Source organism: Nocardioides sp. NPDC023903, from assembly GCF_040639295.1.
In the GTDB taxonomy this organism is placed as follows: domain Bacteria; phylum Actinomycetota; class Actinomycetes; order Propionibacteriales; family Nocardioidaceae; genus Nocardioides.
Window position 1 is genome coordinate 22,357 of record NZ_JBEZZS010000046.1, and the last position, 11,283, is coordinate 33,639.

The 11,283-nt window shown below is 69.3% G+C and carries 12 protein-coding genes; 8 read left to right on the forward strand and 4 right to left on the reverse strand.

All coding sequences use genetic code 11. The annotated features are described in order from the left end of the window. Position 1: 1 nt before the first annotated feature. Together AB0F44_RS27690 and AB0F44_RS27695 are read right to left on the reverse strand one after the other, a co-directional pair. Entirely contained in the window at positions 2–811 is an 810-nt protein-coding gene (locus AB0F44_RS27690) for an ABC transporter permease (protein ID WP_357360212.1), read from the reverse strand. Beyond that, the gene (locus tag AB0F44_RS27695; protein ID WP_357360214.1) at positions 804–1,625 is read right to left on the reverse strand and encodes an ABC-2 family transporter protein; all 822 of its coding nucleotides are present in this window, start codon (positions 1,623–1,625) and stop codon (positions 804–806) included. Before AB0F44_RS27695 ends, AB0F44_RS27690 begins: the two co-directional genes overlap by 8 nt. A gap of 139 nt (positions 1,626–1,764) precedes the next feature. Here AB0F44_RS27695 and AB0F44_RS27700 point away from each other — a divergent pair, with 139 nt between their 5' ends. The 3 genes from AB0F44_RS27700 (at position 1,765) to AB0F44_RS27710 (ending at position 4,361) form a co-directional block, all read left to right on the forward strand. Then, on the forward strand, positions 1,765–2,940 hold the full coding sequence (locus tag AB0F44_RS27700; protein WP_357360234.1) for an LLM class flavin-dependent oxidoreductase: 1,176 nt from the start codon (positions 1,765–1,767) through the stop codon (positions 2,938–2,940). Continuing rightward, on the forward strand, positions 2,937–3,581 hold the full coding sequence (locus AB0F44_RS27705) for an FMN reductase (protein WP_357360216.1): 645 nt from the start codon (positions 2,937–2,939) through the stop codon (positions 3,579–3,581). The genes AB0F44_RS27700 and AB0F44_RS27705 overlap by 4 nt, the downstream gene beginning before the upstream one ends. Before the next feature lie 117 nt (positions 3,582–3,698). After that, positions 3,699–4,361: a response regulator transcription factor gene (locus AB0F44_RS27710; protein ID WP_357360218.1), complete on the forward strand. Its 663-nt coding sequence runs from the start codon at positions 3,699–3,701 to the stop codon at positions 4,359–4,361. 34 nt (positions 4,362–4,395) lie between these two features. Here AB0F44_RS27710 and AB0F44_RS27715 read toward each other — a convergent pair whose 3' ends face one another. Continuing rightward, a complete protein-coding gene (locus AB0F44_RS27715; protein ID WP_357360220.1) occupies positions 4,396–4,923 on the reverse strand; it encodes a YbhB/YbcL family Raf kinase inhibitor-like protein in 528 nt (175 codons plus the stop codon). Between the two features lie 69 nt (positions 4,924–4,992). Between AB0F44_RS27715 and cobA the strand changes: the two genes are divergently transcribed. Continuing rightward, positions 4,993–6,219 (forward strand): uroporphyrinogen-III C-methyltransferase, encoded by a 1,227-nt coding sequence (cobA, locus tag AB0F44_RS27720; protein WP_357360222.1) that lies wholly within the window; start codon positions 4,993–4,995, stop codon positions 6,217–6,219. A 3-nt stretch (positions 6,220–6,222) separates the two neighbouring features. Here the strand turns inward: cobA and AB0F44_RS27725 are convergent, their stop codons facing one another. Beyond that, on the reverse strand, positions 6,223–7,164 hold the full coding sequence (locus AB0F44_RS27725) for a LysR family transcriptional regulator (protein ID WP_357360224.1): 942 nt from the start codon (positions 7,162–7,164) through the stop codon (positions 6,223–6,225). Positions 7,165–7,279: 115 nt separating this feature from the next. Here AB0F44_RS27725 and AB0F44_RS27730 point away from each other — a divergent pair, with 115 nt between their 5' ends. From AB0F44_RS27730 to AB0F44_RS27745, 4 genes are read left to right on the forward strand one after another with little or no spacing between them, the layout of a single operon-like run. After that, entirely contained in the window at positions 7,280–8,632 is a 1,353-nt protein-coding gene (locus tag AB0F44_RS27730) for a citrate:proton symporter (protein WP_357360226.1), read from the forward strand. Positions 8,633–8,654: 22 nt separating this feature from the next. Continuing rightward, positions 8,655–9,980, forward strand: coding sequence for an acyclic terpene utilization AtuA family protein (locus AB0F44_RS27735; protein ID WP_357360228.1), 1,326 nt, complete (start codon positions 8,655–8,657; stop codon positions 9,978–9,980). Next, the gene (locus tag AB0F44_RS27740) at positions 9,967–10,305 is read left to right on the forward strand and encodes a hypothetical protein (protein WP_357360230.1); all 339 of its coding nucleotides are present in this window, start codon (positions 9,967–9,969) and stop codon (positions 10,303–10,305) included. Before AB0F44_RS27735 ends, AB0F44_RS27740 begins: the two co-directional genes overlap by 14 nt. Next, on the forward strand, positions 10,293–11,096 hold the full coding sequence (locus tag AB0F44_RS27745; protein WP_357360232.1) for an RNA methyltransferase: 804 nt from the start codon (positions 10,293–10,295) through the stop codon (positions 11,094–11,096). The genes AB0F44_RS27740 and AB0F44_RS27745 overlap by 13 nt, the downstream gene beginning before the upstream one ends. Positions 11,097–11,283 lie beyond the last annotated feature (187 nt).

The following is an 11,283-nucleotide window of genomic DNA, read 5'->3' on the forward strand; positions in this document are numbered from 1 at the left end:
ATCAGCTCCCGGTGGATCGATAACGACGAAGCCCCTGGCGCCACACGAGCGTGGTCAGACCGACCAGCACCAGCGCGGCCAGGGGCGAGGCGAAGCGGAACCAGTCCGGAGCGCCGAACGGATCGGTGCGGCCGAGCAGGAACAGGCACGGGTACCAGTTCACGAACGCCAGCGGCAGCAGGTAGGTCAGCGACCGGACGACCTCCCGCGGGAAGATCGTCATCGGATACTGCATGATCGTGTTGCCGCCGTAGGTGAACGCGTTGGCGAACTCGGAGGCGTCCGTGGTCCAGAACTGGATCGTCGAGAAGGTCACGAAGACGCAGAAGTAGATGACCGCACCCGAGACGAGCGCCACCACGAGCACCAGCAGACGCTGAGGGTTCCACTCCACGATCGGCGCCGCCCACGCGAAGACCACGATGCCCTGTGCGATCTGGCCGAGCCGGCGCAGCTCGAACCGGTCGGCGCACAGCTGCACCAGCACCGGGACCGGCTTGGTCATCATCGCGTCGAGATCGCCGCTGCGTACCTTCTGGCCGATCTTCTCCACGCTCCCGACCAGCATGTCCGCGACCCGGAACGCGATCGAGGTGACCCCGTAGAGCAGGGCGACCTCGCGCAGCGTGAAACCGCCGTAGGTGTCGATGTGGCTGAACATCAGCCAGATCGCCACGAAGTCGAGGAAGGTGATCAGTACGCCACCGATCGTCATCGTCCAGAACGAGAGCGGATAGGCCATCGCCGCCCGGATCCACAGCAGCGCGATGAGCCAGTAGGCGCGCACCGCGTGAGCAACGTGCTCAGCCACCCTGGACCACCACCTTGCGGGTCGCGGCGCGCAGCACGAGCGCGCAGGTCCCCAGGAGGACGACCGCCCACAGGACCTGCAGTCCGATCGCGGCGAGCATGTCGAGACCGGTGTGGCGGCCCAGCCAGATGTCGGCCGGGGTCTGGATGTAGGAGGCGAACGGCAGCGCCAGCGCGATCTGCCGCAGGCCGTCGGGGAAGAGGGTGAGCGGCAGCGTCAGTCCGCTGAAGAAGGTGGCCAGCACGCTCAGCAGCACCCGCGGACCGGTCGCGTCCAGCAGCCAGAACGCACTGGCGGCGAAGAGGAACCGGACGGCGAAGCTGACCACCACCGCGAGGGTGATGCTGACAAGGAACCCGACCGCGCCCGCGGGGGAGGGCAGGACCAGCCCGAAGAGGAGCGCGCCGATGATCGCCGGGGCCACGCCCCGCGTCGCGAAGTGGTAGAGCCCGCGGCCGAGGTCGGCGGCGAGATACCAGCCGAGGACGCTGACGGGACGGTAGAGGTCGACGGCGATGTCGCCGTTGCGGATCCGCTCGGCGAGGTCGTCGGTCGAGCCGCCGCTCCACAGCGCGATGGTCATCAGCAGCGCCTGCCCGATCCAGACGAAGGTGACCGCCTCGTCGGCCTGGTAGCCGCCGGCCGACGGGTTCTGCTCCCACAGCGCCAGGTAGGCGAAGCTGAGGATGATCCCGAAGACCGAGTTGGTGAAGATCCCGGCGAGCGTGGCCGCGGTATAGGTCGAGTAGCGACGGAAGGAGCTGGTCGCGATCGCCGCATACAGACTCAGCTGTGAATGCAGCGCCCCGGACACCTGACGTACGTTGGCACAACGGGGCCTGCGTACGCCAAGGGGTTTACTGGAATAACGTTGACGCAGCAACTGTTTGCCGAGTAGTTCGGATTTCAACTATCGTGGAAGAGTCCACGAAAGGGGCAGGGAAACCATGGGTATGCAGTTCGGCATCTTCACCGTCGGTGACGTCACGATGGACCCGACGACCGGCAGGACCCCGACGGAGCACGAGCGCATCAAGGCCACCGTCGAGATCGCCAAGCACGCCGAGGAGGTGGGCCTGGACGTCTTCGCGACCGGTGAGCACCACAACCCGCCGTTCATCGCATCCAACCCGACCGCCACGCTGGCCTACATCGGTGCCAAGACCGAGAACATCATCCTGAGCACCGCGACCACGCTGATCACCACCACCGACCCGGTGCTGATCGCGGAGGACTACGCCAAGATCCAGCACCTCACCGACGGCCGCGTCGACCTGATGATGGGCCGCGGCAACACCGGCCCGGTCTACCCCTGGTTCGGCAAGGACATCCGCCAGGGCATCAACCTGGCGATCGAGAACTACGCACTGCTGCGCCGGCTGTGGAGCGAGGACGTCGTCGACTGGTCCGGCCGGTTCCGTACGCCGCTGCAGGGCTACACCTCGACGCCGCGGCCGTTGGACGGCGTCGCGCCGTTCGTCTGGCACGGTTCGATCCGCTCGCCCGAGATCGCCGAGCAGGCTGCGTACTATGGCGACGGCTTCTTCCACAACCACATCTTCTGGCCGGCCTCGCACACCAAGCAGATGGTGCAGCTCTACCGGCAGCGCTTCGAGCACTACGGCCACGGCACCGCCGACCAGGCGATCGTCGGGCTGGGTGGGCAGTTCTTCATGCGCCACAACTCCCAGGACGCGATCAACGAGTTCCGGCCCTACTTCGACAACGCCCCGGTCTACGGCCACGGCCCGTCGCTGGAGGACTTCTCCGAGGCCACCCCGCTGACCGTCGGCTCGCCGCAGCAGGTCATCGAGCGGACGCTCTCGTTCCACGAGTACGTCGGTGACTACCAGCGCCAGCTCTTCCTGCTCGACCACGCCGGGCTGCCGCTGAAGACGGTGCTGGAGCAGCTCGACCTCTACGGCGAGATCCTCCCGACCCTGCGCGCTGAGTTCGCGAAGCTGCGCAAGCCCGGCGTCCCGGACGCCCCGACCCACGCCTCCCTGGTGGAGAAGGCCGGCGGCGCCAAGGACTCGACCGTCTACGCCGAGGGCGACTCCGCCACCGGCTCGTCCGACCGCGACCTCGCGGACCCGGAGGTCGCCAAGGTTCTCGAGGGGGAGCTGTGACCCGGATCGTCGTTGTCTCCGCGGGGCTGTCGGTCCCGTCCTCGACCAAGCTGCTCGCCGACATGCTCGGTGACGCCACGACCCGGGCCGTACAGGCCCGGGGCGCGGAGGTCGAGGTCGAGCACGTCGAGCTGCGCGGCCTGGCCCATGAGCTGACCGACAACCTGCTCACCGGGTTCGCCAAGCCGGCGCTCCAGTCGGCGATCGACCAGGTGCGCCGTGCCGACGCCGTCATCGCGGTCACACCGGTCTTCTCGGCCTCGTACTCCGGTCTGTTCAAGACGTTCTTCGACGTCCTCGAGCAGGGAGTCCTGGACGCGAAGCCGGTCCTGATCGCCGCGACCGCCGGCACCGCCCGGCACTCGCTGGTGCTCGAGCACGCGCTGCGGCCGCTCTTCGCCTACCTGCACGCCGTGGTCGTACCGACCGGGGTCTTCGCCGCCACCGAGGACTTCGCCGGTGGCCCGGAGCTCCCCAAGCGGGTCGACCGTGCCGCGACCGAGCTGGCTGCCCTGCTGGCCGTGGGTGGCGGCACGCCCTCCCCGGCGCCGCACCGGACGCTGGTGGAGGACGAGTTCGCCAACCCGACGTCCTTCGAGACGCTGCTGAAGCGGGCCTCGGAAGGGCCGCAGGAGTTCTGATCTCGCGGGGGTTCCTTCGGCTGCCGATGTGAACACGGGCGCGAGATACCGGGGGTTTGCGAGGAAGTGCGACAGAATGCGTCTCGACCGCTACCCCCAGCACCGAGCGGAGCCGTTGTGTCCAGCTATGAGCCGAGCGTCGTCGTTGCCGACGAGTCGCCTCTTCTTCGTGCTGGACTCACGGCCCTGCTCGCGCGTGGTGGCTACCAGGTGGTCGCCGACGCCGGTGACGCCGAGACGCTCGTCCAGGCCGCCACCGACACGCTGCCCACGCTGGTCGTGACCGACGCCCGGCTCGGCCCGGACGACGAGGGCATCAGCGCCGCCCTCCGGCTGCACGAGAAGGTGCCGGAGATGGGCATCGTCGTGCTCGCCGACTCGGTCGACACGGCCTACGCGGCCGCCGTCTTCGCCAGCACCGGCACCGGCGGTCTCGGCTATCTGCGCAAGTCTCGCGTACGCACCGTTCCGCACTTCCTCGATGTCGTCGGACGGGTGGCGTCGGGTGAGGTCGTCGTCGACCCGGAGGTCATCTCCCGGATGGTCGAGGCCTCGCCCGACGCCGATCCCGATGCGATGGCGAGGCTGTCGATGCGCCAGAGCGAGGTGCTGGGCCTGATCCAGGCCGGGTTCCCCGACCGCGCGATCATCAGCAGGCTCTTCAGCGGCAGGCGGCAGTTCGAGCGGTGCCTGAGCGAGATGTTCCTCGCGTTCGGGCTCTCCCGCGACGTCGAGCATCGCCGTACGCCGACACTGCTGACCCACCTCGCATCCGGCTGAGGGAGTCCTGGGTCGCCCCAGGACTCCCACCGTCTCAGTGCTGGTAGGTGCCCACCACGACGGCGCGGGCCAGCGCCTTGAAGGCCAGGTTGAAGGAGACGACGGCCGGGGTGACCTCGTCGTCCACGCCCAGCGTCTCCTCGCCGACCGCGTGGACCACGAAGTAGTAGCGGTGGACCTGGTCACCGGCGGGGGGAGCGGCGCCGCCGAACTCCTTGGTGCCGAAGTCGGACGCGACATGGAATGCCTTGCCCGGGAGGTCGGCGGAGCCGGCACCGGCACCGGCGGGCAGCTCGGTCACGTCGGCGGGGACGTCGACCAGGGCCCAGTGCCAAAAACCGCTGGGGGTGGGCGCGTCGGGGTCGAAGCAGGTGATGACGTACGACTTCGTCCCCTCCGGTGCGCCGCTCCAGCTGAGCTGCGGGGAGGTGTTGCCACCGTCGTAGACCTGGTCCTGCTTCAGCGGCTGACCGTCGGTCACGTCCTCGCTGGTCAGCGTGAAGGAGGGGAGGGCGGGCATGAGCGAGTAGGGATCCGGCTTCACCGGACGATCGAGTGCCATGCTCACCAACGTAGTCCGCGAATCGACCCGTTGTCAGGCCGCACCCCGGTGTTGGGCGAGGATGTACCCATGAGTTCAGAGCATGTCGTTCCCTATCCCGCCGGCCTCATCCTGGAGGGGCGGAGGGTGGTCGTCGTGGGTGGTGGCCGGGTGGCGCAACGGCGCGTGCCGGCGCTGATCGCCGCGGGGGCGCGGGTCGAGGTCGTCTCGCCGTCGCTGACCCCTGCCCTGGAGGGGCTGCTCGGCTCGGGCGAGATCACCTGGCACCAGGCCCGCTTCTCGGCCGACGTGCTCGACGGCGCCTGGTACGTCATCGCCGCGACCCAGAACGCCGACGTCAACGAGGAGATCTCGGCCGCCGCCGAGGAGCGACGGATCTTCTGCGTACGCTCCGACGACGGCACGCAGGCCACCGCCTGGACCCCGGCGACCGGTCACGACGGTGACCTGACCGTCGCCGTGCTGGCCAACCGTGACCCGCGGCGCTCGGCAGGCGTACGCGACCGGATCCTCGACGGGCTCCGTTCCGGTGACCTGATCGCTCCCCACGAGCGTCAGCGCGTTCCCGGGGTGACCCTGATCGGTGGCGGCCCGGGTGACCCCGGGCTGATCTCGGTCGCCGGCCGCAAGGCCCTGATGGAGGCCGACATCGTCGTCGCCGACCGGCTGGCCCCGCGCGAGCTGCTCTCCGAGCTGCCCGCCGACGTCGAGCTGGTCGACGTCGCCAAGCTTCCCCGTGGCCGCTCGGCCCAGCAGGAGGAGATCAACCGGATCATCGTCGAGGCGGCCCAGCAGGGGAAGGCGGTCGCGCGCTTCAAAGGCGGCGACAACTTCATCTTCGGCCGTGGCTTCGAGGAGGTGCTCGCCTGCCGTGAAGCCGGCGTCCCGGTCCACGTCATCCCCGGCCTGACCTCGCCGGTGACGGTGCCCGGCGTCGCCGGGATCCCCGTGACCCACCGCGGCGTCGCGCACGAGTTCACCGTCATCTCCGGCCACGTCCCGCCGGGCGACCCCACCTCGCTGACCAACTGGTCCGCCGTCGCCGGCCTGGGCGGCACTCTGGTCCTGCTCATGGCCGTCCAGAACGCCCCCGCGATCGCGACGGCTCTTCTCGATGGCGGCCGCGAGCCCGGCACCCCCGTCGCGGTCATCTGCGACGGCACGATGCCCACCGAGCGTACGGTCCTGGCGACCCTCGAGACCCTCGAGAAGACCCTGGCCGACGAGAACGTCCAGCCCCCGGCGATCATCGTCGTCGGCGAGGTCGTCCGCGTCGCCCACCCGGACGCGTTCTGAGGCTCAGGGACGATTGACGCGGCCGAGCCAGGCTACGCCGGGCGGCAGCCTCAGGCCCGACTTCTTGGCCGTCGCGATCAGCCCGAGGAACGCCTGGCTCGCCTTGGCGAGGGGGCGGTCGGGATCCAGTACCACCCCGACCGTCCGCGTCACGACCGGCTCCACGAGAGGCCGGTGCTCGAGCCCGGCGAACAAGAGCAGCGGGAGCACGAGGCTCGGCACCGCGGAGACGCCCTGACCGGCTGCCACCAGGCCACCGACCGAGGCGATGTTGCGTGCCTCGGTCATAGACCGCGGAGTCACGCCCGCGCGTGCGAACGCGTCGTCGACGTGGGTGCGTACGCTGCTGCTCGGGTGGAAACCCACGAAGTCGAGGTCGCGCAGATCTGACCAGGCCACCTGATCCTGGGCTGCGAGCGGGTGGCCCGGCGGAAGCACGCACACGAACTCGTCGGCGGCGATCGGACGCACCCACCCCGAGTCGGTCTGGGCGGCGCAGCGGGTCACCGCGAAGTCGACCTCTCCGGTCCGCACCTGTTCGAGCCCCTGGGCCAGGAGGCCGTCCTCGATCTGGACCGTCACGCCCGGGTGGGCCTCGCGAAAGCGGGTGACGAGCGGTGGCAGAAGGGTCGCGGCCAGTGACGGGAGTGTGGCGATGCGTACGGTGCCGCTGCTGCCGTCGAGGAAACCGCGGAAGTGGTTCATGCCGCGGTCGAACGAGGCGACGACCTCCTCGGCCACTTGGGCGAACGCCTCGCCCTCCGGAGTGAGTACCACCCTGCGCGTGGTCCGCTCGAAGAGCCGCACGCCGAGGCGCCGCTCGACGTCGGCGACCGCGCGGCTCAGCGAGGACTGGGCGAGCGTGAGTGAGTCGCCGGCCGCAGTGAACGAGCCGGTGCGGGCGACTGCCAAGACGATGCGCAGCTGGTGAACGGTCAGGTCCATCGTCGGCCTCCTGGTATGTGTGAAGCACATTAGTCCAAGCCGCATTGGTATTGGACATGCAAAAGTGGCCGCGATCACAATCGAGGGACCCCATGACCTTCGGAAGGTGACAACGATGCTCGCTCTGCTCGGATTCGCGACGATCGGCGTGTTCCTCGCGCTGACGATGACCAAGCGGCTGTCGGTGCTGATCGCTCTGGTCCTGGTGCCCGTGGTCGCGGCCCTCGTCGGCGGTTTCGCCGGTGATCTCGGCACGTTGATCGCCGAAGGCATGCTGACGGTGGCTCCGGTGGCGATCATGATCACCTTCGCGGTCCTCTACTTCAGCCTGATGGTCGACGAGGGGTTGTTCGACCCAGCAATCTCCCGGATCACGAGATGGGCCCACGGCGACCCGGTGAAGATCACCGTCGGCACCGCGGTGCTGACACTGCTGGTGGCGCTGGACGGCGACGGCGCCTCGACGTTCCTGATCATGGTCTCGGCCATGCTGCCGATCTACCAGCGACTGGGCATGCGGCCGCTCGTGCTGGCCGGAGTGGTGTGCCTGGGGGCCGGGGTCATGAACATGGTGCCGTGGGGCGGCCCCACCGCGCGGGCCATGGCCGCTCTCGACGCCAACAGCTCCGATATCTTCGTTCCCCTGCTTCCGGCGATGGCGGCCGGGATCGTCTGGGTGCTGTTCGCGGCGTACGTCATCGGCCGGCGCGAGCGGTCCAGGATCAGCCTCGAGGGGATGGCCGTCGACGACGACGCCGCGGGTGCCTCGGGTGGTGCTGCGCCTCGAGGTGGCACCGTCGTCGACACGATGACCGACGTCTCCACCAGCACGACCACGTCACGGGGACAGCGCGTCCGGTTCTGGTTCAACGCCTTGCTGACGGTGGCGCTGGTCGTCGCGCTGCTGATGCAGCGCATGCCGCTCGAGGTGCTGTTTGCGGTGGCCTTCGCGATCGCCCTTCTGGTCAACCGGCCGACGTGGCCGGGACAGCAGGCGCTGTTGGAGCGGCACGGCTACAACGTGTTGCTGGTGACCTCGATGATCTTCGCGGCCGGCGTCTTCACCGGCGTGCTGAACGGCACCGGCATGATCACAGCGCTGGCCGAGACACTGGTGTCGACGATCCCGCAGGGTGCGGGCGGAGCGCTCCCGGTCATCACGGCGATCACCAGCATGCCGATGAGTCTGGTGTTCACGCCGGACGCCTACTACTTCGGCGTCATGCCGGTGCTGGCCGAGACGACCGCGGGCCTGGGTGGTGACCCGCACGAGATCGCGCGGGCGGCGATCCTCGGGCAGATGACCACCGGTTTCCCGCTCAGCCCGCTGACCGCGTCGACCTTCATCCTGGTGGGCATGACAGCGGTCAACTTCGGCGACCATCAGCGCTTCATCTTCGGGTGGGCATTCGGGACGACCCTGGTGATGACGGCCGTAGCCCTCCTGACCGGCGCGATCTCGATCTGAGACCGACATGAAAGGACAGAGCTTGAGAATCGGAAGCGGTGCCGGATTCGCCGGCGACCGGATCGGCCCGGCGGTCGAGCTGGCCGAGCGTGGCGGGCTCGACGACCTGGTGCTCGAGTGCCTCGCCGAGCGCACGATCGCGGCCGGGCAACTGCGCCGGATGAGGGACCCTCAGCACGGCTACGACCCGCTGCTGGGGCGGCGCCTGGAGGCGCTGCTGCCGATCACCGCGGCTCAGGGAACCCGCGTGATCACCAACATGGGAGCCGCGAACCCGCTGGCCGCTGGGCAGGTGGCGCGAGGCATCGCCGGCGAGCACGGGCTCGCGCTGCGGATCGGTGTGGTCACCGGCGACGATGTGCTGGAGGACATCGACCTCGACGCGCCCGCGCTCGAGGACGGCCGCCCGATCGCAGAGCACGGGGAGGTCATCTCCGCTAACGCCTACCTCGGTGCCGATGCGATCGTTCCGGCGCTCGTCAGTGGCGCGGATCTGATCATCACCGGCAGGGTCGCCGACCCCTCGCTCTTCCTCGCTCCTCTGGCGCAGCGACTGGGCTGGGAGCTCGACGACTGGCAGCTCGCGGCTCGCGGCACCATGATCGGACACCTGCTCGAGTGCGCGGGCCAGATCACGGGCGGCTACTTCGCCGACCCCGGTCGCAAGGACGTCAGCGGCCTGGCGCGGCTGGGATTCCCCTTCGCCGATGTGCGGGCGGATGGATCAGCGGAGATCAGCAAGCTGGCTGGCACCGGTGGACTGGTGAACCGATCGACCGTCCGAGAGCAGCTCCTCTACGAGGTGACGGACCCTTCTGCGTACGTCACTCCCGATGTGCAGCTCGGCCTGCGGCAGGCATCCGTACGCGAGATCGGTCCGGACCGAGTCGCGGTCGAGGGAGCCGTCGGACGGCCGCGGCCGGACCAGCTCAAGGTCAGCGTCGGCTATCACGCCGGGTTCCGGTCGGAGGCGGAGATCTCCTACGTCGGCCCGAACGCGCTCGCCCGGGCCCGACTCGCCGGCGAGATCGTGGCTCAGCGACTGCAGGGCGCCGGCATCGACGTACGCCTTGATGTGGTCGGGAGCATCGGGATCGACGAGCAGGGGATCGACGACCTGCGCAACCACGAGTGCCGTCTTCGGGTCGCCGCGTTGGGTGACCGGGCCCAGGCCGACGACGTCTGCCATGAGGTCGAGGCGCTCTATACCAACGGGCCGGCGGGCGGGGGCGGCGTACGCACCTCCGTCACCGAGGTCATCGGCATCGTGTCCACCTTCATCCCCCGTGAGGCCGTCACTCCGCGGCTGACGCTGCTCGAGAGCGGAGACACCCATGCTTCTGCATGACATCGCCCACGCCCGCGCCGGCGACAAGGGCGACACCTCCACGTTGACCGTCATCCCGTTCAACGACGACGACTACGACTGGCTGGTGCGCGAGCTCACCGCGGAGCGTGTACGCGCGCATCTCGCGGGGTTCGTCAACGGGGAGGTCGTCCGCTTCGAGCTGCCCCGCCTGTGCGTGCTGCAGTTCGTCTGCCGCAGCTCTCTGGGCGGCGGCGTCACCACCTCCCTCGCGGTCGACACCCACGGCAAGGGCATGAGCTCGAGGCTGCTGGCGCTGGAGATGGGCCCCCGGCGTCCTACGCTGGACCCCTCATGGCAACCCTGATCGAGATCTCCGACCCCGCCGATCCCCGGCTCGCCGACTACCGCGACCTGCGCGACGTCGAGCTGCGCAAGTCCCTCGAGACCTCGGAGGGGCTGTTCCTGGCCGAGGGGGAGAAGGTCGTACGCCGCGCCGTGGCCGGTGGCTTCGAGCCGCGCTCGTTTCTGATGGCGCCGAAGTGGCTCGACGGGCTCGCCGACACGCTCGCCACGACCGATGCACCGTGTTACGTGATGAGCGAGAAGGCGGCAGAGGAGGTGACCGGGTTTCATGTGCACCGTGGCGCGCTGGCGTCCCTGAAGAGGCGACCGTTGCCGTCCGTCGAGTCGGTGCTCGAAGGCGCCCGCTCGGTCCTGGTGCTCGAGGACATCGTCGACCACACGAACGTTGGCGCGATCTTCCGGTCGGGGGCCGCGCTGGGGTTTGACGCCGTCCTGCTCGCGCCGCGCTGCGCGGACCCGCTCTATCGCCGCTCGATCAAGGTCGCGATGGGTGCGGTCTTCGCGCTGCCGTGGACCCGCCTGCCGGACTGGTACGAAGCGCTCCCGTCCCTCTCCGCCGCCGGCTTCACCACCGTCGCCCTGACCCTGGCCGACGACGCCGTCGACATCGAGAAGGCCGTCGAGCGCGTCGACAAGGTCGCCCTCGTCCTCGGCTCCGAGGGCCACGGCATCTCCCCGCGCTGGCAGCAGGCCGCCGACCGCCGCGCCATCATCCCGATGTCCGCCGGCATCGACTCCCTCAACGTAGCCGCCGCCACCGCCGTCGCCTGCTACGTCACCGCCCGCCGCTAGCGCCGAGCCGTCAGCCGCGTCGGCCGAGCCGTCACGTACGTCGGCCGAGTCGGCACTGACTCCGACATCCCGGCGAGCAGATCGTGGAGCAGCCGGTCGCCCACCGACCACTGGCCCAGGCCATCGAGCTCGACCGGCAGCCCACCGCCGGCTCACCCCCAGCAACAACGACGAACTGCTCTTCGAC